Source organism: Pseudomonas sp. GW821-FHT03E01, from assembly GCF_059420765.1.
Genome location: NZ_JBWKUI010000007.1, coordinates 199,098 through 218,687, shown reverse-complemented (window position 1 = coordinate 218,687; position 19,590 = coordinate 199,098). Strand labels below are relative to the sequence as shown.

Here is a 19,590-nt window from a genome sequence, read left to right as displayed (position 1 = left end):
AAAAACCCGATTCAAGAACTCAACCACAAGAAGTCGCCATGAGCCGTTATCGCCCTCCCCGCACCGCCGGCACCGCGCTGATCACCCCCGAAGGTGAAGCGCGGATGCGCGCCGAGTTTCATGAGCTCTGGCATGTGCGCCGACCGCAAGTGACGCAATCGGTCAGCGAGGCGGCGGCCCAGGGCGATCGCTCGGAAAACGCCGAATACACCTACGGCAAAAAGATGCTGCGCGAGATCGATAGCCGTGTGCGCTTTCTCACCAAACGGTTGGAAGCGCTCAAGGTGGTCAGTGAAAAGCCCAGCGATCCGAACAAGGTCTACTTTGGCGCCTGGGTCACGATCGAAGACGAGGACGGCAAAGAGTCGCGCTATCGCATCGTCGGCCCGGATGAGCTGGACCTGAAGCTAGGCCTGATCAGCATCGACTCACCGCTGGCCCGCGCCTTGATCGGCAAGGCACTGGACGCCGAAGTGCGCGTGCAGACACCAACCGGTGAGCAGTGCGTGTATATCGTGGCAATCGACTATTTTTGAGCCACGGTGCTCTAAGCCGTAGAACCCTGAGCCTCAGCAGCGGGCAATCAGCCCTTGGCGCGCGACGCGGGTCAGTTGCCTGATCACTTCAGGCGCGTCCTCGGCGCTGGGTGCCTGAATCACCGCCAGATCGAAACTGTCTGTCGCGAAGCGCTCCAGCGACTCGCCATCTTCGACAAACTGGATCAGGAATGCTGCCGGACCGCCGGTGCGACGTGGCCAGCCATCGAGGTAACGCAACAGCGTCGGCTGATGTTTACCGCCAAGCAGGATTTTTGGATTGCGCTGGGTGAGATGTGCCGTAATCGGCGCGGGGCGTACAACGGGGTTCAATGCATTCATTGTGTCGTGTCTCTGCCTCAAAAGTCTGCATGGCAGGTGAGAGGCAACACCGAACCAGCGCTTTAGCGGTATTTCGAAGCCTGTTTCAAGCTTCTATCGGCAACTGAATGAGTCACCTGGCGCCCCGCAAGTAGCTGTTTAAATCGGCGCATGAGCAGCATCCTAGAGAAGCTGACCGGACAGTGTCAAGAATCGCCAGCAACAAAAAAAGGCCCGCACAGTGCATCACACTGCGCGGGCCTTTTTGTCGAGTCAGAGCGGTCAGTCGGAGATGGCGCGGTCGACCGAGAGCTTGCCTGCGCCTTCGATCAGCACTGCGAGGCTGCCACCGAGCAAGGCCAGGGCGAATTCATAACCGTTGTTGGCCATGAACAGACCGTTGCTGATGTGCACCGAGAAAATCGCAACCAGCGAGAGGAAGGTCAGCCCCAACGCCGCCGGACGCGCCAGCAGGCCGATGATCAGCGCCAGACCGCCGAAGAATTCAGTACCACCAGCCAGGATTGCCATCAGGTGACCGGGCGCCAATCCAATGCTTTCCATGTACTGCGCGGTGCCGGCAATGCCGTAGCCGCCGAATGCCCCGAAGAGTTTCTGTGAGCCGTGGGCCGCGAAGATGATGCCGACGAAAATCCGCAGAATCGTCAGGCCGTAGCCAGCGCGGGTAGACAGTACCTTGTTGATCAGTGTGCTCATGCTGTGTCATCCATTGTGAGAGTGTGTTGGTTGGTCGCCATATTAATCGGTTTATCTCATGCTAAAAGCGCAAAAAACGCACCATAACAATCAGATTAGTCGATCATTTACGTAAGGCAACTTTCTGCCCCTGAGGCTCCAACGATTCCCGCTCCCGATCGAACGCCAGGTAATACTTGTTCACGCTATTAACATAGCTGACAGCCCCCATTCCCACCTGCTCCATGGCGATGCGCTCAACCTGGAAAAACCACTGATTAGGATTCAGGCCGCGCCGCCGAGCCTCGGCCCGCATGCCCTGGACCCGCTCCGGTCCCATGTTGTAGGCCGCCAGCACGAACGCCATCCGTTCGCGCTCGTTGAGTTTGGGGCTGGCAAAGAATTTGCGGCGGATCATCGCCAGGTACTTGGCGCTGGCCTGCACATTGGCATCGAGATTCTGAATGTCACTGACGCCAACCCGTTGGGCGGCCGAAGGTGTTATTTGCATCAGGCCGGTGGGGCCACCGCCATTTCTGGCGGAGGGTTGCAACGCCGATTCCTTGAAGGCCAGCGCTGCCAGGTTCAGCCAGTCCATGTCCTGGGCTTGAGCGTGTTTTTGCAGCACCGGTCGAAGTTTTTCCAGGCGCTGACGATCGGCCTTGGCCAAGGGATAGTGCACTTGATACAGGCGCCGGTAGATCCGCAGGAACGCCGCATCCTGGTCCGACGGTTGCTTGTAGGTGGTCAGGAAACGGTCGATGCTCGCCCGCAGCATCGAGGCGTCGCGGCGTACGAACCAGTATTCCTCGCCCGGCTCACGGATGAGGACCTGTCGATCGAAGCGCAACTTGGGCAGGATCTTGCCCCAGCGCTCGGCGATCGGTTGCTCGACGATGGTCAGATGGAAGATCCCGCCCTGGACCATTTCCAGTACGTCCTCGACGGCCAGGCTTGGGTCGACCCACTCGATCTTCACCGGGGGCAGTTTGTGCAGCGCGAGCTTCTGATTGATCTGGCTGACCGCATCCCCGGCAGCACTGCCGGTAGGCAGCGCGAGGGTTTTACCCGAGAGTTGTTCAAGGTGGGTGTAACGCCGTTCGCCTTTGATCCCCACCAGCAGTAACGGCACGTCGCTGGCAATCGGCTCACTGGTGCTGACCGCGTGCCCCGATTGCGGATCAAGCAATTCCCCCGGCGCGACCAGATCGCCCTCCCCGCGCTGCAACGCGCCGAGCAGTTGATCCTTGGCTTTGGGAATGATCTTGAGGGTGATTTCCTGGCCGTCACGGGCGTGGCCATTAAGGTATTGCTCGAAAGCCCGCAGGCGGTGGTATTCGACGCCGATGGCCTGGCCCTGAACTTCGCCGGAGCTGTTGCGGCTCTGGTTGACCAGCACCCGCAGCACACGGCTACTGCGAATCTCCGCCAGGTCGCGGACCTTGGCTGCCGGTACGGCTTGCAACGGCCCGGCCAGACGCGCAACCGCCGGCATCGGCAGCAGCAACGAACAACATAGCAGTAACAAAACCGAGGGACGTGTCATCCACTCTCCGGAAAGAATACTGGCCAACCTCATGAGTGATTTCATGACATCGGGCAACAGAAACAGAGCGCTTGAAGCGCTGATAAAGTGCGAGAGAGTGGCACAGTGATGGCAAATCTACCAACCCCGACCTGCCTCGCGGCCTCAACAGACAGCTTTAACTCGTTGTAGTTCTTGGTTTTTCTTATAAATCTACAGCTCTGATATGCTTTCCGGCCTTTGGTCCGAGGTAGCACCATGCAACTCATCGATATCGGCGTCAACCTGACCAACCCCAGTTTTGCCGACAAACACCAGGCTGTACTCGACCGAGCCTACGCTGCCGGGATCTGCCAACTGGTGCTTACCGGGACCAGCGTCGAGGGCAGCGAACAGGCGCTGGAACTGTGCCGGAAACTGGACGAAAGCGCTGAACGACTGTTCGCTACCGCCGGCATTCACCCGCATTCAGCCAGCGACTGGAACGCCGACAGCGCCCAGCGTCTGCGCAGCTTGCTCAAGGAGCCGAACGTAGTGGCCGTGGGTGAATGCGGCCTCGATTTCAATCGTGATTTCTCGCCCCGCCCGCAACAGGAAAAAGTCCTAGAAGAACATCTGGCAATGGCGGTCGAACTGCAACTGCCGGTGTTCCTGCATGAGCGCGACGCCAGTCAACGGCTGCTGGAGATCCTGCACGATTACCGCGACCGGTTGCCGGCTGCCGTGGTGCACTGCTTCACCGGAGAAAAGAAGGCGCTGTTCAGCTATCTCGATCTGGATTTGCACATCGGCATCACTGGCTGGATCTGCGACGAACGCCGGGGCACGCACCTGCATCCGTTGGTCAAGGAGATTAAACGCGGGCGCCTGATGCTGGAGAGCGACGCGCCGTATCTGCTGCCCCGCAGCTTGCGCCCCAAGCCGAAGAACGGTCGCAACGAGCCGGCGTATCTGACTGAAGTGTTGCGTGAAGTGGCGTTGCATCGCAGGGAAAGCATGGAAGATCTCGCCGCCCACAGCACCGCCAGCGCCCGGGCGTTTTTCGGGTTGCCCTCGATCCCCCAGTAACCACTTGAGAACCGTGGCGGTCATTGACCCATATCAAGATTCGACGCACTGAGTAGCGGCACAATAATGGCACCTTGCCAAAACTGTTTCCGCTATCAGAGAAGACCTCCATGGGTGCCTGGCTTAGCAATATCTCGCTGAAATACAAATTCTGGGCAGTCAACGCCGTCGCCTTTGTCACCACCCTGTTGCTGGTGCTGTACGCCGTGCAGCTCGAACAACAGGCCCGCAGTCACGCCGCGCAAGTATCGGCCCAGGCCCAGGCACGATTGCTCAATGCCTGGCCTGCCGGGCAGCCGCTGCCCAAGGCCGACAACCTGCTGACCTTCAATCGTGGGCAGGCGCCTTTACTGAACGGGCAACCACTTCTGGAACTGACCGATACCCTCGGTTGGGTCCAAATCAATGCCATGCCGCTGTTCGGGGAAAATCCGTTGATGGGTGCCGAGGTGTTCGCTCGTCCCGACGGTCAACAGGTCGCGGTCGTTGCCTACAGCCCGAGCCTGAGCCAGGTGTTCGGCGAGCGCTTCACTCACTACGCGGTAGCGGTGTTCATCCTGATGCTGGCGATGCTCGGCGCGTCGCAACTGTTGATCCGCTTCCTGCTCAGCCAGCTCAACACCTTGAAAGACGTGATGCTCCACGTCGAGAAAACCGGTGACCTGTCGGCCCGTGTGCCCCTGGCCTGCAAGGACGAAGTCGGGCAGATGGCCAACGCCTTCAATGCCATGCAAGCCGGCTACCAGCGGGTGGTCAACACTGTCGCCAGCACCGCCCGGCAACTGGACGTCGGCGCCGCGCGACTGGCCGCGAGCATGAATGAAGTGCGTCACGGCATGCTCGGCCAGCAAAGCGAAACCGATCAGGCCGCCACGGCGATCAACGAAATGACCGCCACGGTCCATCACATTGCCCAACATGCCGGCGCCACCCGCGACCTCTCGCAAACCGCCGACACCCTGGCTGGCAGCGGTCAGGAAGTGGTGACTCGGGTGCAAAAATCGATTGGCGGATTGTCCACCGGCGTGCAGCAAACCGCCGAGATGATTCAGCGCCTGGCCGAGGACAGCCAGAAGATCAACGGCGTGGTCAACGTGATTCACAGCATCGCTGAACAAACCAACCTGCTGGCCCTGAACGCGGCCATCGAAGCGGCCCGGGCCGGTGAAATGGGCCGAGGGTTTGCGGTAGTCGCCGATGAAGTGCGCAACCTGGCCAAACGGGTCCAGACGTCCACCGACGAGATCACCACCATGGTTTCAGCGCTGCAGGCCGGGACCCGGGACGCGGTGGACTTCATGCAGGAAAGTTCGTACAAGGCGGACGACTGCATGCAACAGGCCCAGGAAGCCAGTGTGGCCCTGGCTGAAATCACCGGTGCGGTGGCGCAAATGCGTGAAAGCAATACGCAGATCGCGGTGGCGGCCGAGCAGCAGAGTCATGTGGCGGAGGAGATGAATCGGGCCGTGGTGAGCATTCGCGACGTGACCGAGAACACCGTGAAGCAGACCGTGAACTCGGCGATTACCAGCAATGAATTGGCGATGTTGGCCGGGGAATTAAGCAAGGCCATCGGGCAGCTCAAGCTTTAAGGGCCCGCGAAGGCGGTCAACATGAATATCGACCATGACTCCTATCGCGCCGATAGCCAGCCTTGATTCGCCGACGGCTTTCGCCCGACCTATTCTTTGTTCATGAGCCTCAACGAACCAAGGATAAGCATCATGGGCAAACGTCACCCCAACCTTCCCGCCTGGCAATGGCGCCTGTACCCGCACAATCACCAGCACCCGACCAATCTGGTGTTGCACCTGATTGCCGTGCCGCTGTTCATCGTGGCGTTTTTGCTGATGGTCTCGGGGGTGTTCAGCCTGGATCTGGCGAGCTTCGCGATTGGCATTATCGGCCTGATTGCCGCCCTGGGCCTGCAGCGCCACGGTCATAGCCTGGAGGCGCAAGCCTCCGAGCCGTTCAGTGATCGCAAAGACGCGGTATCACGCTTGCTGGTCGAGCAGTTCCTGACCTTCCCCCGGTTTTTCTTCAGTGGCGGCTGGTGGCGCGCCTGGCGCGAACGCCACCGTCGCCATCGCTGATCAGGCGAAAATCGTGACGGTCTGCCGACTCATGGCGATCAACTGACCGTCTTCGCTCCAGAGATTGGCGGCGGCGTGCCCATAGCCGTCAGCGGCATGTTCGATGTCCACCAGGTACTTGCACCAGTCCAGCGTACTCAACACCAGCAACGGCTGGACGAATTCGATGGTCCAGGTGAGCGTGCTGCCTGCCGCCGGTTTCTTCAGATGCGACAACAAGGACGGCGGCCATGCGTCGACCAGCGCCAGGATATGGGCTTCGCTGACCAACTCGCCCTCCCCATCCCCGCGCAAGCGTACCCAACCACCCATGTCCCGCGATTTGTTACCGGTGAACGGCATGCCACCGACACTCCAGCGCATGGCCAGGTAGCGCATGAATTCCGGGGTCACGCCTTTGATGTACGGCAGTTCCTGACAGTCGTCCCAATGCTTCATCTCAGGAGCCGGGTTGGCCGCGACCACCACTTCGGAAGTTCGCGAAGCGCCGAAGCTGCCCTGGACCAACGTCACCACTTGCCCTTTCTGCATCGCCCGGCCCAGCACCTGGCTGACGGCTTTGCCTTCGCGCAATACGTCGACTTCAAAACTGACCGGTACATCGGGCTCGACCGGGCCGACAAAGGTGATGGCCAGCGAGCGCACCGGACGATCCGCCGGGACTTTTGCGCGCATGGCTTCGTATTGCAAGGCGGCGATCAGACCACCAAAACTCGCCCGCCCCTGGCCCCACTCAGGTGGAATAGACACTTCCTGCGGCTGGCTGCGAACAGCGTCGAGCAGATCGGAAAAGCGCATGGGAACCTCAGAGACTGGAAAATGGATGGAGCGATCTTAACCAGCCCGCAAGGCCGGCACAGCGCTTATTCCGGCCAAAATTACTGACAGATGGGCCGTGTTCGGCTGGAACCCACATTGGATTCGTGATGGTTTCAGGATTTGAAGCAGGCTCGGCTGAGTTTGTCGAGAACACGGTCGGCGCGCTCTTCGGCCTGGGCCATGGTAGTTTTCCAGACTTCGACACATGGCTGCAAATCAGGCTCTTCCTTGGCGCGGGCCAGCCATTGCCAGCTGTCGTGCCAATCCCCCAAGGCAGCCTGAGCCGACTTCAGCCTGGGCATGGCCGCTTCCGGCAAACGATCCAGTTCGGGATAAGCTTCGATGCCATAACGCGCACGCTTGATCAGCAGGCGCAGACGATGGCGGTCATGGGCGGGATCGTGCAGGGCCTGGTCGAGTTTCTTCCATTGTTTGGCCAGGCGTTTTTCGATGCGCTGGCGCAAGCCCTTGAGCAAACCCTGGCGCTGGGAGGCCCGCAGGAAACGCGGAAAGGCGTCGAGGATCATCAACAACTGGGTCAGCTCCGGGCTCATCGCCACGGCGGGATAAGCCTCAGCCATCCGCGCCATGCGCCGGTGCGCGGCCTCGGGTTGATTGTGCTGGAGCAAGTACGCTGCCAGCACTTCACGATCACGCAACGGTGTGGTCAGTTGGCCGACCCGGGACGACGCTGCTTCCAGTTGTTCTACTCCGGGCAAACCGCGCAAGGGTCGCAGCAGGCTGCGCAATCTGCGCACGGTGGTGCGCAGATCGTGCAGCGCTTCGGGATCGGTGCGGGCACTCAAGCGAGCCTGACAGGCCAGCAAACGGACTTCCAGGCCCAATACTTGAGCCACCAACCGATCAACCACGGCAGACATCGCGTACTCCCTGAATCGAATTACCCTGAGTACGCTCCGTCATGCCTCAACGGCCGGCGCGGGACTCACGAATGTAGAAGCGGGCCTTCTCGGCCTTCCTGGTACAACCTTCGTAAGCTTCGAATTGTTGCTGGGTCTTGGCACCGGTCAGCAACGACAGCGCCTTGGAGTAGCTGACAGTCCCGGCTAAACCCTCGGCCTTGGCCAGATCCAGTTCGTGCCAGGCGGCGTCGAGCTGGCTACCGCAGCTGTCACGGTAAGCGGTTTTACCGGCACAACCGGCAAGCGCCAACGCAATCAAAGGCACACAAATCCAGGCTTTCATCACTCACACCTCAAAGATAATAGACAGTCGTGCAGGTAAGACCGCTCTGGCGCGCGAAAAGTGCCTTGGACCCGCAGTGGAAACTATAGCGCTCGCGAGGATACCTACTCGCCTTCGTTGAGTGTCAAAAAACGACGCCCGCTCCCGTCGAACGACCATAGCGATTGAAGCGAGCCCCTCGTTGGGTGCATTGTTGAACCTTGTCAAAGAGGTCGATTCATGAAAAAGCGTGTCGCACTGGTGTTGGGCTCGGGCGGTGCCCGGGGCTACGCCCATATCGGCGTTATTGAAGAGATCGAACGGCGTGGCTACGACATCGCCTGCATCGCCGGTTGCTCCATGGGCGCGGTAGTGGGCGGGATCTATGCCGCCGGCAAACTCGATGATTACCGCGACTGGATCGAGAGCCTGGATTACCTCGACGTGTTGCGCCTGGTAGATGTCAGCTTCCGCTTGGGCGCGATTCGCGGGGAGAAGGTCTTCGGGCAGATCCGCAAGATCGTCGGCGAGATCAATATCGAAGACCTGCGCATCCCCTACACGGCCGTGGCTACGGACCTGACTAACCAGCAGGAAATCTGGTTCCAGGAAGGCTGCCTGCACCAGGCCATGCGTGCGTCGGCGGCGATCCCCAGCCTGTTCACCCCCGTGATGCAGGGCAATCGAATGCTGGTGGACGGCGGCATCCTCAACCCATTGCCGATCGTGCCGGTGGTGTCGAGCCATTGCGACCTGATCATCGCGGTCAACCTCAACTCCACCAACCAGCGTCACTATCAACTGCCGGTGATCCAGCGCCCGGCGGCATTCAAGACCCGCTTCGACAGCCTGATCAGCTCGCTGGGCTCGAAATTGCCTTTCCGCCGCAAACAGGCGGAGCAATTGCTACTTCTCGAAAAGGAAGCGCTGATGGCAGAAGCGGCCGAGATCAACCCGTGGATCGAATCCGCCCAGCCCGAAGCCCAGCAACCGGCGGCGGCCCCGGAAAGCGACGGTGCACCGAAATCCGCCACCGGGTCGTTCATCATCGACAACGTCGGGCCGGCGTCTTTGCTGGACCTGATCAACCAGAGTTTCGAGGTGATGCAAACTTCATTGGCGCAGTACAAGATTGCCGGGTATCCACCGGATATCCTGATCAACGTGCCCAAGCGGGTGTGCCGTTTTTTCGAGTTCTACAAGGCGCCGGAGTTGATCGCGCTGGGGCGGGAGATTGCCCGGGATACGCTGGATCGGTATGAGAGTGAGCGCAATGAAGATTGGCGGTAAAGCGTACTGACGATCGTTCCCACGCAGAGCGTGGGAGCGATAAACAGAACTAAAGGCTGACTTCACTCAACAACCGATACCCCACCCCCGCCTCGGTGACGATGAACCGCGGCTGAGTCGGATCATCCGCCAGTTTCTGCCGCAAATGCCCGACTACGATCCGCAGATAGTGGCTGTCCTCGGTGTGGGTCGGGCCCCAGATGTCCTTGAGCAATTGCTGCTGGGTGATCACCCGCCCCGGATGCCGCGCCAGTTGCGCCAGCACCGCATATTCCTTGCGCGTCAGCGCCACTTCGGCGCCGTCCAATAGCACCCGGCGATAAGCCAGGTCGACAGTGAGCGGACCGAAATTGAGCGCCGCTTCCTGGGCCTCACCCGTTGGCGCCTGACGCAGCAAGGCGCGCACCCTGGCGAGAAACTCCTGGATGCCGAACGGCTTGGTCACGTAGTCGTTGGCGCCGCCATCCAGCGCCTGGACTTTCTGTCCTTCACTCGCGCGCACCGAGAGCACCAGTACCGGCACCGTCGACCACTCGCGAAACTCGCGCAATACCTGCTGGCCGTCCATGTCCGGCAGGCCGAGGTCGAGCACCAGCAGGTCGGGTTTGTTCAATGCGGCCTGGGCCAGGCCTTCCGAGCCGGTGCCGGCCTCCAGCACTTTGTAGCCTTGGGAGGCGAGGCTGATGCGCAGGAACTTACGGATCTGCGGTTCGTCGTCAATGACCAAAATGGTCGCGGTCTGGCTCATGAATTCACATCAACACAAAGAGGTGGCAAGAGAGTAGCGCAGGCGGGATCAGGCTTCACTGTCCAATCCCGGCTGAGTCTGCAACGGCAAGTGCAGCGTGATGCAGGTGCCGCGCCCTTCGATGCCGTCGGCGACGCTGATCCGCCCGCCATGGGCACCGACCATACCCTGACAGATTGCCAGCCCCAACCCCGTACCCTGCCCGCCACGATCGCCACGAGCAGCGGTGTAGAACATGTCGAAAACCTTCGCCCGTTCCTCTTCCGGAATCCCCGGCCCCTCATCGCTCACCGAAAAAAACAGCTCGCTGTCAGTGGCGCCGGCGCGCAATTCAAGACGTCCGTGGGGCGGTGAGAAACGCGCGGCGTTTTCCAGCACATTGACCAGTGCTTGCTCGATCAACGCGGCATGCACATAGAGCAGCGGCAGTTCGGCCGGCACTTCGGTCACGACGTGCAACGACGCCAGCACCGCACGCAGACGATTAAGTGCACTGCCGACGATGTCTGCCGGCGACACCCAGTCCCGCGCCAGCTTCAGGGCGCCGTGACCGAGGCGGGTCATGTCCAGCAGGTTTTGGATGTAGCGATCCAGCCGTTCGGCTTCATCGCGGGTGCCTTCGAGCAGTTCGCGACGGTCCGCAAGCGGAATCGCCTCGCCCAGCGCCAACAGGCTGTCGATGCTGCCGCGCATGGAGGTCAACGGCGTGCGCAAATCGTGGGACACCGACGCCAGCAGCGCGCTGCGCAACTGTTCGGTTTCGCCATGCAAACGCGCGGCTTCAAGGTCATCGGCCAGTTGCGCCCGGGCCAACGCCTGGGCCAACGGTTGGCTCAGCGCGGTCAGCAAGCGCCGACGCTGGCCGCTCAGGGTTTGGCCTTCTTTGGCACACACGCCGAGCAATGCCAGCGGCCCGTCGTCCACCGACAACGGCCACCACCACCAGCGCCCGAACGGCAAGGTGCCGGTGCCCGCGCCTGCCGGTTGATCGTGTTGCCAGGCCCAATCGGCGGCGGCGCGCTCGGCCTCGGAAAACTCCAGCGGCCCACCGGTTTCAACTTTCCAGCCGCTCTGGCCATCGCGATTGAGCAGGCACAGCTTCAGGTCGCTCCAGCCGTTGAGATGCTGGGCCGCGGCGCTGACCACGGCCTGACGGTCGGTGGCGGCGGTGAGCTTGCGCGACAGGTCGAGCAGTTCGCTGGTCTCTTCCTGAGTGTCGCGCAAGGCTTCCAGTTGCCGCCGTTGCCGCGCTGCAAGGTTACCGGTCAGGGCCGCCATCAGCAGGAAGAACAGCAAGGTCAGCACGTCTTCTTCGCGCTGGATGGCAAATGAGAATTTCGGTGGAATGAACAGAAAGTCATAAGTCAGAAACGACAGCGCCGCACAGGCCAGCGCCGGGCCAAGACTGCTGCGCACCGCCACCAGCAACACCGCCGCAAGGAACACCAACGAAATGTTGGGCAGCGGCAAGACGCTCGACACCGCCCAGGCCAGGGCACTGGCGAGCACCGTCGCCACCAGCGCCAAGGCGTAGTCGAACCACACCAGCGACTGCACCGAACGCTGACGTGGCTGATGCTGTTCGTGATCGCTGTCGAGCACGTTGATTTCCAGCCCGCGAGCATCGCGCAGCAAGCGCGACGCCAGACCGCCGCCGAACAACCGTCGACGCAAACGCTGGCGTGACTGGCCCACCAGCACCAGGCTGGCGCGACGTTCGGCGGCGTGCTGGATCAGGGTTTTCGCCACCTCACCGGCGCGCAGCAACACCACTTCACCACCGAGGCGTTCGGCCAGTTGCTGCGCGCTTTGCAGGCGCAGGCGCGACTGTTCGTCACGCACCCGGCCGTTGTCCACATGCACCAGGCTCCACGGCAGATGCCGCCGCTGGGCGACGCGACTGGCGTGACGCACCAGACGCTCGGCCTGCGCATCGCCATCGACGCCCACCAGCAAGCGACCACGCACCGCTGGCGCCGCTTGCCCCAACTGACGATACCCCTGAGCCAGATCGTTATCGACCTGAGCGGCGGCGGTTTGCATCGCCAGTTCGCGCAGGGCGGTGAGGTTGGTCTGGGTGAAGAACGCATCGATGGCCGCCCGCGCCTGCTCCGGCACGTAGACTTTGCCGTCGCGCAGACGCTCCAGCAACTCGCGCGGCGGCAGGTCGATCAGCAGCAGTTCGTAGGCTTCTTGCAACACCCAGTCCGGCAGGGTTTCACGCACCTGTACGCCGGTGATACCGCGCACCTGATCGTTGAGGCTTTCCAGATGCTGGACGTTGACCGTGGTGAACACGTCGATGCCGGCAGCCAGCAATTCCTGGATGTCTTGCCAGCGTTTGGTGTGACGGCTGCCGGGGGCATTGGTGTGGGCCAGTTCGTCGACCAGCACCAGTTTCGGTTTGGCGGCGAGCAAGCCATCGAGGTCCATTTCTTCGAGCATCACGCCACGGTATTCCGAGCGCACCAACGGCTGCTGCGGTAAACCGGCGAGGAGTGCTTCGGTTTCGGCGCGGCCATGGGTTTCGACCACCCCGGCCAGGACTTTCACGCCCTGGCGCAGTTGAGTGTGGGCGGCCTGGAGCATGGCGTAGGTCTTGCCGACCCCCGGAGCGGCGCCCAGGAACACCTTGAGCCGGCCGCGGCCATCGCGGGGCAGGTCTGCTAACAGCGCGTCGGCGCGGCCGGAGTCACTCATCTGTCATTGCCTTGTTCACTTTGTTGATCGTTCCCATGCTCTGCGTGGGAATGCAGCCAGGGACGCTCCGCGTCCCAGTCGAAGCGGACGCAGAGCGTCCATAGATGCATTCCCACGCAGAGCGAGGGAACGATCCTTCCAACCTTCCAACCTTCCAACCTTCCAACCTTTACAACTTTTCCAGCGCCGCATTCAACTCAAACACATTCACCACCGGCGGCCCCACCAACGGCCGCTCGATGTGCGCATTCATCAATTGCTCAAGCGTAGACACCGGCAGATTGCGCGCTGCCGCGACACGCGCCAGTTGATAGGTAATCGACTCTGGTGGCAAGTGCGGATCGAGGCCGCTGCCGGAGGTGGTCAGCATGGCCAACGGCACCGGTCCCTGCCCGGCCACCTGCAGCTTATTGGCCTCCTCGATCACCCGAGTAGCCAGCGCCGGATTACTCGGCGAAAGATTGCTGGCGCTGCTCGACACAGTGGCAAAGGCACCGGCCGATGGCCGTGGGTGGAACCAGGCGTCGCCGACAAAATCCTGGGCAATCAGCGACGAGCCACGGACCTTGCCGTCGGCGTCGCGCACCAGGCTGCCATTGGCCTGGTCCGGGAAGGCAACCTGGGCAACGCCGGTCACCACCAAGGGGTAAGCGACGCCGGTGATCAGGGTCATCAGCACCAGCAGGCTCAGGGCCGGACGTATCAGTGTGGACATTTCAAAATCCTCGATTCGAAGAATACTCATCACTTAGAAGGCACACACATCACCTGTGGCGAGGGAGCGTGCTCCCGCTCGGCTGCGCAGCAGTCGTAAACCCGGTGAATGCGGTGCCCTGAATCAACATTGGGCCTGAGGTGGGGCCGCTTCGCAGCCCAGCGGGAGCAAGCTCCCTCGCCACAAAAGCCCCTGCCTCAAGAGCAGCCGCTAAACTAGATGCAACGCCGTCAACAGCATGTCGATCGCCTTGATGCCCACGAACGGCACCAGAATCCCGCCCAGTCCATAGATCAGCAGATTGCGTCGCAACAACGCCGCCGCACTCGCCGCCTGCACCCGCACACCGCGCAGCGCCAGTGGAATCAGCACCACAATGATCAGGGCGTTGAACACGATCGCCGACAGAATCGCGCTCTGCGGACTGCTCAGGTGCATGACGTTGAGCACACCCAATTGCGGGTAGATGGAGGCGAACAGCGCCGGCAGGATCGCGAAGTATTTGGCCACGTCGTTGGCGATGGAAAAGGTGGTCAGCGCACCACGGGTCACCAGCAATTCCTTGCCGATCTGCACCACGTCCAACAGCTTGGTCGGGTCGCTGTCGAGGTCGACCATGTTCGCCGCCTCCCGCGCCGCCTGCGTGCCATCGTTCATCGCCATGCCCACGTCCGCCTGAGCCAGGGCCGGGGCGTCGTTGGCACCGTCGCCGCACATGGCAACCAGCCGACCGTCGTTCTGCTCATGGCGAATGCGCGCCAGTTTTTTCTCCGGCGTGGCTTCGGCCAGTACGTCATCCACGCCCGCTTCGGCAGCAATCGCGGCGGCGGTCAGCGGGTTGTCGCCGGTAACCATGACCGTGCGAATCCCAAGCTTGCGCAGTTCGGCGAAACGCTCGCGGATGCCGGGTTTGACCACGTCCTTCAGATGAATCACACCGAGCAATTTGCCGTCGGCGCACACCAGCAGAGGCGTACCACCGCTCTGGGCGATCTTGTCGATTTCCCGGGACAGGGCGGGAGCCAGATCAGCGCGTTTCAGACCGACGAAATTCAGCAGCGAATCCACCGCGCCCTTGCGATAGACCCGGCCCTGATAGTCGACACCGGACAGTCGGGTTTCAGCGCTGAACGGCACGGCGGTCAGTACTGCGGGGGACGGTTCGGGGTGCGAGTGAAGACCACGCAGGTACTCAACGATGGATTTGCCTTCAGCGGTGTCATCGGCCAGAGAGGCGAACAACGCGCCTTCGGCCAGTTCCTTGGCGCTGACGCCTGGTGCGGCATAAACCGCGCTGCAGCGACGGTTACCGAAGGTGATGGTGCCGGTCTTGTCCAGCAGCAGGACGTGCACGTCCCCCGCCGCTTCCACGGCACGACCGGATTTGGCGATCACGTTCAGGCGCACCAGACGGTCCATCCCGGCGATACCGATGGCCGACAGCAAGCCACCAATGGTGGTCGGAATCAGCGTGACCAACAACGCCACCAGGAACACCAGCGGAAGGTTACCGTTGGCGAAGTGGGCGAACGGTTGCAGGGTCACCACCACCAACAGGAAGATCAGGGTCAGGCCGATCAGCAGGATATCCAGCGCGACTTCGTTCGGGGTTTTCTGGCGTTTGGCACCTTCGACCAGGGCGATCATGCGGTCGAGGGTCGACTCGCCGGGGTTGGCGGTGATGCGCACCAGCAGCCAGTCCGACACCAGTCGAGTGTTGCCGGTGACGGCCGAACGGTCGCCGCCGGACTCGCGAATCACGGGCGCCGATTCACCGGTAATCGCCGCTTCGTTGACCGCCGCGATGCCTTCGATCACCTCGCCGTCGCCGGGAATCATCTCCCCCGCTTCGACGCGCACCACGTCGCCCTTACGCAGGCTACTGGCGGGCACTACCTGAAAGCTGCCATTGGCGCTTTTGCGCCGGGCGCTCAAGCCAACGCTGCCGGCCTTGAGACTGTCGGCGCGGGCCTTGCCGCGACCTTCGGCCAACGCTTCGGCGAAGTTGGCGAACAGTACGGTGAACCACAGCCACAACGCGATTTGCGCGGCAACGAAGGTCGGCACGGCGCTGTCGGGAATGAAACACAGCACGGTGGTGAGGACGGCGGTCAGTTCCACCACCAGCATCACCGGCGCACGCTGCAATTGCCGTGGGTCGAGCTTGACGAACGCTTGCACCAGCGCCGGGCGCCAGAGGGCCGAGATCGCAGTTTTCGGTTGTTCCGGCGCTTTGGCGGCGACGGTTTTGGTAACGGGCATATTCATCATTAGATCCTCAGAAGCCCATGCTCAAGTGTTCAGCAATCGGACCCAGCGCCAGTGTCGGCAAGAAGGTCAAACCACCCACCAGCAAAATGGTCACGGTCAGCAAGGTCACGAACAGCGGGCCATGAGTGGGGAAGCTGTTCTGGCCAATCGGCGCGGTTTTCTTCATCGCCAGGCTGCCGGCAAGGGCCAGCACCGGAAGGATGTAACCGAAGCGCCCGATCAACATGCCCAGCCCCAGCATCAGGTTGTGGAACGCAGTGTTGGCACCGAAGCCGCCGAAGGCAGAGCCGTTGTTGGCACTGGCCGAGGTGTAGGCGTAGAGCAACTGACTGAAACCATGAGCACCGGGGTTGCTCACCGCCGCCACCGGGCCTGGCAGGCTGGCGGCAATCGCGCCGAGCACCAGCACGCCCACCGGCATCACCAGCAAGGTCACCACCAGCAGCTGAACTTCCCGGGCTTGCAGTTTCTTGCCGAGGTATTCCGGCGTACGGCCGATCATCAGGCCGGCGAGGAACACCGCGATCAATACGTTGAGCAACATGCCGTAGAGCCCGGCACCGACGCCGCCGAAGATCACTTCGCCGACCATCATGTTGACCATCGCGACCATGCCACTCAGCGGGTTGAGGCTGTCGTGCATGCCGTTGACCGAACCGTTGGACGCTGCGGTAGTGGTCACCGACCACAGCACGGTGGCGGTGGTGCCGAAACGTGCTTCCTTGCCTTCCAGCGGCGCGGTCTGTTCGACGGCGACGTTGGCCAGGGTCGGATTGGGTTGGTATTCAGCCCACAGCGAAGTCGCGCCGCCGATCAAAAACAGCGCCAGCATGCAAGCGATGATCGCGCGGCTCTGACGCAGGTCTTTGACGTAATGGCCGAAGGTGAACACCAGCGCCACCGGGATCAGAATGATCGAGGCGACTTCGAACAGGTTGCTCCAGGCCGTCGGGTTCTCGAACGGATGCGCCGAGTTGACGCCGAAGAAGCCGCCGCCGTTGGTGCCCAGTTGCTTGATCGCAATCTGGCTGGCGGCCGGGCCGAGCGGGATCACCTGATCGACGCCCTGCATCGTTACGGCATTCACATATTGCGCGAAGGTTTGTGGCACGCCCTGCCACACCAGGTACAGCGCCAGCAGCAAGCACAGAGGCAGCAGGCCGTAGAGGGTGGCGCGGGTCATGTCGACCCAGAAGTTGCCCAAGGTCTTGGTCGACTTGCGACCGATGCCGCGACACAGTGCAACCAGAACCGCCAGGCCGGTGGCGGCGCTGACGAAGTTCTGCACGGTGAGGCCAACCATCTGGCTCAAGTAGCTCAGGGATGCTTCGCCACTGTAGGACTGCCAGTTGGTATTGGTCATGAAGCTGACAGCGGTATTGAACGCCAGCGTCCACTCCTGGCCCGGCAGGTTTTGCGGGTTCAGTGGCAAGTGATCCTGGAACATCAGGATCGCGAACAACAGCAAAAAGCCCGCGAGGTTGAAGGCGAGCAAGGCCAGGGTGTATTTCTGCCAACTCTGTTCGGCCTGCGGATCGACACCGGCCACCCGATAGCAGCCACGCTCCACCGGGCCGAGAATCGGCGAAAGCCAGGTACGCTGCCCTTCCATCACCTTGTAGTAGAAGCGCCCCAGAAACGGTGCCGGAATCAGCACCACGGCGAAGAAGGCGAGGATCAGCCAATAGTCATAACTGTGCATAGCCGCTCCTAGTTCCGGTCCGCGCGCAACAGCGCAACCAACAGATAAATGAACAGTCCCACTGCCAATAGCAGTGACACTCCGTCCAGAACGCTCATGGAAGTTCTCCGTGTTACGGCGTATTGCCGCGTGTGGAGTGATTGTCGGCAGGGAGGCTGTAAAGGCGCGAGATCGAGGGGTGCGGCGGGGCATAAAGAATGTGTAAAGAGTAACGCTGTTCACTTAAGCGCGATTCTTCAGTCATGCCTACCTTTGTGGCGAGCGAGCTTGCTCGCGTTGGGCTGCGCAGCGGCCCCAAAAACCTGATAACAATCGCCGATTTTTGTGAGCGCTACGCATTCAAGCGGGAGCAAGCTCCCTCGCCACGGGTTACTCACTGACTCAAGACTCTTAGGTGAATAGCATTCATCTTCAGTTTCACCGAGCTGACCACCGCGATTCCCCATGCCGGCGGTCCCTTTGCCTACAGCCGCCGTGCCTTTGGCGAGAAAGGTGGGTTGATTGCCGGGTTGGCGACGCTGATCGAATTCGTCTTCGCGCCACCGACGATTGCCTTGGCGATCGGCGCCTATCTGAACGTGCAGTTTCCCGCCCTGGACCCGAAACACGCAGCGGTCGGGGCGTACATCGTGTTCATGGGCGTGGTCGCCCCGGCCTTCAGTTTCAGCAACTTCGCCCTCAACGGCTGGGCCGGCTCTGATGTGTTCGGTGCGCCGGCGATTGCCGGGATGTTCGCGGCGATCCCGTTCGCCATCTGGTTCTTCCTGGCCATCGAAGGCGCGGCCATGGCCGCCGAAGAAGCCAAGGACCCGAAACGCACGATTCCCAAGGCCTACATCAGCGGCATCCTGACCCTGGTGCTGCTGGCGATGGGCGTGATGTTCTTTGCCGGGGGTGTCGGCGACTGGCGCACCCTGTCGAACATCAACGATCCGCTGCCGCAAGCGATGAAAGCCGTGGTTGGCGAAAGCTCCAGCTGGTTGCACATGCTGGTGTGGATCGGCCTGTTCGGCCTGGTGGCGAGTTTCCACGGGATCATCCTCGGCTACTCGCGGCAGATCTTCGCCCTCGCCCGGGCCGGTTACCTGCCGGCATCGCTGGCCAAACTGTCGCGCTTCCAGACCCCGCACCGGGCAATCATCGCCGGTGGCGTGATCGGCATCGCGGCGATCTACAGTGACGGCTTGATCAACCTCGGCGGCATGACGCTGACGGCGGCAATGATCACCATGGCGGTATTCGGTGCGATCGTGATGTACATCATCATGAGCATGCTCAGCCTGTTCAAACTGCGCAAAACCGAACCGAACCTGGAACGCACTTTCCGCGCGCCTTGCTACCCGTTGCTGCCATTCATTGCGCTGGTGTTGGCGGTGGTTTGCCTGGTGGCGATGGCCTGGTTCAACACCTTGATCGGCTTGATCTTCCTCGGCTTCATGGCAGTGGGTTTCGTGTACTTCATGCTGACCGCGCAACTGCGTGCCGATGCGCCGGCGGATGCGATGTTGACCGGGCTCTAAACAGCCGCAGTGCTGCTGTCGGATCAGGCATAGAATGGAACCACTGCGAAACTCCATCGCTCAAAAGTGGTATGCAGGATCGGTTGGCAAAACCCTTGTCCACCGGTCTGCCCTTAAGGAGAACTCCTATGCCCTGGTATGCCTGGTTGATTCTGATCGTTGCCATCGGCTCGATCGTTGGCGGTTTGATGATGCTGCGTGACACCGCCAACAAGGTCGAATTGACTGAAGAGCAACGTAAGCGCGTCGCCGAACGCAACGCGGAAGCGGATGCCAAGGATGCGCAGGACCGCTGACCGCGCAGCACCTGTAGGAGCGTGGCTTGTCCGCGAAGAACGATGACGCGTAAGACCTGAAAAACCACGGCGCATTCTTCGCGGGCAAGCCACGCTCCTACAGGA

At 61.5% G+C, this 19,590-nt stretch carries 18 protein-coding genes and 1 pseudogene; 7 read left to right on the top strand and 12 right to left on the bottom strand.

Going from position 1 to position 19,590, the window contains the following annotated elements:
- The first annotated feature begins 38 nt into the window (after positions 1 to 38).
- Positions 39 to 536 carry a transcription elongation factor GreB gene (gene greB, locus AC07VO_RS14200; RefSeq protein ID WP_018929803.1) on the top strand — a complete coding sequence of 166 codons (498 nt, stop codon included), beginning with the start codon at positions 39 to 41 and terminating at the stop codon, positions 534 to 536.
- A gap of 33 nt (positions 537 to 569) precedes the next feature.
- On the opposite strand, the gene AC07VO_RS14195 is transcribed toward greB, so the two are convergent.
- The 3 genes from AC07VO_RS14195 to AC07VO_RS14185 all read right to left on the bottom strand — a co-directional run bounded on the left by AC07VO_RS14195 (position 570) and on the right by AC07VO_RS14185 (position 3,099).
- Positions 570 to 878 (bottom strand): hypothetical protein, encoded by a 309-nt coding sequence (locus AC07VO_RS14195; protein ID WP_007939981.1) that lies wholly within the window; start codon positions 876 to 878, stop codon positions 570 to 572.
- A 261-nt stretch (positions 879 to 1,139) separates the two neighbouring features.
- Positions 1,140 to 1,574 carry a DoxX family protein gene (locus tag AC07VO_RS14190; protein ID WP_086944660.1) on the bottom strand — a complete coding sequence of 145 codons (435 nt, stop codon included), beginning with the start codon at positions 1,572 to 1,574 and terminating at the stop codon, positions 1,140 to 1,142.
- A 103-nt stretch (positions 1,575 to 1,677) separates the two neighbouring features.
- Positions 1,678 to 3,099 (bottom strand): MltF family protein, encoded by a 1,422-nt coding sequence (locus AC07VO_RS14185; protein WP_018929805.1) that lies wholly within the window; start codon positions 3,097 to 3,099, stop codon positions 1,678 to 1,680.
- Between the two features lie 237 nt (positions 3,100 to 3,336).
- Between AC07VO_RS14185 and AC07VO_RS14180 the strand changes: the two genes are divergently transcribed.
- From AC07VO_RS14180 to AC07VO_RS14170, 3 genes are all read left to right on the top strand, one after another.
- Entirely contained in the window at positions 3,337 to 4,146 is an 810-nt protein-coding gene (locus AC07VO_RS14180; RefSeq protein ID WP_192350969.1) for a TatD family hydrolase, read from the top strand.
- A gap of 110 nt (positions 4,147 to 4,256) precedes the next feature.
- Complete coding sequence (locus tag AC07VO_RS14175; RefSeq protein ID WP_192350967.1) at positions 4,257 to 5,738, top strand: methyl-accepting chemotaxis protein; 1,482 nt, start codon at positions 4,257 to 4,259, stop codon at positions 5,736 to 5,738.
- A gap of 132 nt (positions 5,739 to 5,870) precedes the next feature.
- Complete coding sequence (locus AC07VO_RS14170; protein ID WP_018929808.1) at positions 5,871 to 6,239, top strand: Mpo1-like protein; 369 nt, start codon at positions 5,871 to 5,873, stop codon at positions 6,237 to 6,239.
- Here the strand turns inward: AC07VO_RS14170 and AC07VO_RS14165 are convergent, their stop codons facing one another.
- The 3 genes from AC07VO_RS14165 to AC07VO_RS14155 all read right to left on the bottom strand — a co-directional run bounded on the left by AC07VO_RS14165 (position 6,240) and on the right by AC07VO_RS14155 (position 8,264).
- Positions 6,240 to 7,037, bottom strand: a complete 798-nt coding sequence (locus AC07VO_RS14165) for an acyl-CoA thioesterase (protein WP_192350965.1) — start codon at positions 7,035 to 7,037, stop codon at positions 6,240 to 6,242.
- Positions 7,038 to 7,171: 134 nt separating this feature from the next.
- On the bottom strand, positions 7,172 to 7,939 hold the full coding sequence (locus AC07VO_RS14160; RefSeq protein ID WP_064616708.1) for a CHAD domain-containing protein: 768 nt from the start codon (positions 7,937 to 7,939) through the stop codon (positions 7,172 to 7,174).
- A gap of 46 nt (positions 7,940 to 7,985) precedes the next feature.
- Positions 7,986 to 8,264, bottom strand: a complete 279-nt coding sequence (locus tag AC07VO_RS14155) for a hypothetical protein (RefSeq protein WP_018929811.1) — start codon at positions 8,262 to 8,264, stop codon at positions 7,986 to 7,988.
- 219 nt (positions 8,265 to 8,483) lie between these two features.
- On the opposite strand from AC07VO_RS14155, the gene AC07VO_RS14150 reads away from it, so the two are divergent.
- A complete protein-coding gene (locus AC07VO_RS14150; protein WP_018929812.1) occupies positions 8,484 to 9,533 on the top strand; it encodes a patatin-like phospholipase family protein in 1,050 nt (349 codons plus the stop codon).
- A gap of 49 nt (positions 9,534 to 9,582) precedes the next feature.
- Here the strand turns inward: AC07VO_RS14150 and AC07VO_RS14145 are convergent, their stop codons facing one another.
- The 6 genes from AC07VO_RS14145 to kdpF form a co-directional block, all read right to left on the bottom strand.
- Entirely contained in the window at positions 9,583 to 10,281 is a 699-nt protein-coding gene (locus AC07VO_RS14145; RefSeq protein WP_086944657.1) for a response regulator, read from the bottom strand.
- Between the two features lie 48 nt (positions 10,282 to 10,329).
- Positions 10,330 to 12,981 carry a DUF4118 domain-containing protein gene (locus tag AC07VO_RS14140; RefSeq protein WP_064616702.1) on the bottom strand — a complete coding sequence of 884 codons (2,652 nt, stop codon included), beginning with the start codon at positions 12,979 to 12,981 and terminating at the stop codon, positions 10,330 to 10,332.
- A gap of 169 nt (positions 12,982 to 13,150) precedes the next feature.
- Positions 13,151 to 13,696 (bottom strand): potassium-transporting ATPase subunit KdpC, encoded by a 546-nt coding sequence (kdpC, locus tag AC07VO_RS14135; RefSeq protein WP_192350961.1) that lies wholly within the window; start codon positions 13,694 to 13,696, stop codon positions 13,151 to 13,153.
- Between the two features lie 210 nt (positions 13,697 to 13,906).
- The gene (gene kdpB / locus AC07VO_RS14130; protein ID WP_111454878.1) at positions 13,907 to 15,964 is read right to left on the bottom strand and encodes a potassium-transporting ATPase subunit KdpB; all 2,058 of its coding nucleotides are present in this window, start codon (positions 15,962 to 15,964) and stop codon (positions 13,907 to 13,909) included.
- 10 nt (positions 15,965 to 15,974) lie between these two features.
- On the bottom strand, positions 15,975 to 17,669 hold the full coding sequence (gene kdpA / locus AC07VO_RS14125; RefSeq protein WP_018929817.1) for a potassium-transporting ATPase subunit KdpA: 1,695 nt from the start codon (positions 17,667 to 17,669) through the stop codon (positions 15,975 to 15,977).
- Positions 17,670 to 17,677: 8 nt separating this feature from the next.
- Positions 17,678 to 17,767: a K(+)-transporting ATPase subunit F gene (gene kdpF, locus AC07VO_RS14120; protein WP_007899818.1), complete on the bottom strand. Its 90-nt coding sequence runs from the start codon at positions 17,765 to 17,767 to the stop codon at positions 17,678 to 17,680.
- 306 nt (positions 17,768 to 18,073) lie between these two features.
- Between kdpF and AC07VO_RS14115 the strand changes: the two are divergent.
- Together AC07VO_RS14115 and AC07VO_RS14110 are read left to right on the top strand one after the other, a co-directional pair.
- Positions 18,074 to 19,189, top strand: a pseudogene (locus AC07VO_RS14115) (amino acid permease); the annotation flags it as partial.
- Between the two features lie 128 nt (positions 19,190 to 19,317).
- A complete protein-coding gene (locus AC07VO_RS14110; RefSeq protein WP_008006000.1) occupies positions 19,318 to 19,485 on the top strand; it encodes a DUF2897 family protein in 168 nt (55 codons plus the stop codon).
- Positions 19,486 to 19,590: the final 105 nt, after the last annotated feature.

Excerpts from the sequence above, each read along its gene's own strand:
- AC07VO_RS14180 (WP_192350969.1), top strand. The coding sequence starts at position 3,337 with ATGCAACTCATCGATATCGGCGTCAACCTGACCAACCCCAGTTTTGCC.
- AC07VO_RS14175 (WP_192350967.1), top strand. The coding sequence starts at position 4,257 with ATGGGTGCCTGGCTTAGCAATATCTCGCTGAAATACAAATTCTGGGCA.
- greB (WP_018929803.1), top strand. The coding sequence starts at position 39 with ATGAGCCGTTATCGCCCTCCCCGCACCGCCGGCACCGCGCTGATCACC.
- AC07VO_RS14185 (WP_018929805.1), bottom strand. The coding sequence starts at position 3,099 with ATGACACGTCCCTCGGTTTTGTTACTGCTATGTTGTTCGTTGCTGCTG.
- AC07VO_RS14145 (WP_086944657.1), bottom strand. The coding sequence starts at position 10,281 with ATGAGCCAGACCGCGACCATTTTGGTCATTGACGACGAACCGCAGATC.
- AC07VO_RS14165 (WP_192350965.1), bottom strand. The coding sequence starts at position 7,037 with ATGCGCTTTTCCGATCTGCTCGACGCTGTTCGCAGCCAGCCGCAGGAA.
- AC07VO_RS14155 (WP_018929811.1), bottom strand. The coding sequence starts at position 8,264 with ATGAAAGCCTGGATTTGTGTGCCTTTGATTGCGTTGGCGCTTGCCGGT.
- AC07VO_RS14190 (WP_086944660.1), bottom strand. The coding sequence starts at position 1,574 with ATGAGCACACTGATCAACAAGGTACTGTCTACCCGCGCTGGCTACGGC.
- AC07VO_RS14160 (WP_064616708.1), bottom strand. The coding sequence starts at position 7,939 with ATGTCTGCCGTGGTTGATCGGTTGGTGGCTCAAGTATTGGGCCTGGAA.
- AC07VO_RS14150 (WP_018929812.1), top strand. The coding sequence starts at position 8,484 with ATGAAAAAGCGTGTCGCACTGGTGTTGGGCTCGGGCGGTGCCCGGGGC.
- AC07VO_RS14170 (WP_018929808.1), top strand. The coding sequence starts at position 5,871 with ATGGGCAAACGTCACCCCAACCTTCCCGCCTGGCAATGGCGCCTGTAC.
- kdpA (WP_018929817.1), bottom strand. The coding sequence starts at position 17,669 with ATGCACAGTTATGACTATTGGCTGATCCTCGCCTTCTTCGCCGTGGTG.
- kdpB (WP_111454878.1), bottom strand. The coding sequence starts at position 15,964 with ATGAATATGCCCGTTACCAAAACCGTCGCCGCCAAAGCGCCGGAACAA.
- kdpF (WP_007899818.1), bottom strand. The coding sequence starts at position 17,767 with ATGAGCGTTCTGGACGGAGTGTCACTGCTATTGGCAGTGGGACTGTTC.
- AC07VO_RS14195 (WP_007939981.1), bottom strand. The coding sequence starts at position 878 with ATGAATGCATTGAACCCCGTTGTACGCCCCGCGCCGATTACGGCACAT.
- AC07VO_RS14140 (WP_064616702.1), bottom strand. The coding sequence starts at position 12,981 with ATGAGTGACTCCGGCCGCGCCGACGCGCTGTTAGCAGACCTGCCCCGC.
- kdpC (WP_192350961.1), bottom strand. The coding sequence starts at position 13,696 with ATGTCCACACTGATACGTCCGGCCCTGAGCCTGCTGGTGCTGATGACC.
- AC07VO_RS14110 (WP_008006000.1), top strand. The coding sequence starts at position 19,318 with ATGCCCTGGTATGCCTGGTTGATTCTGATCGTTGCCATCGGCTCGATC.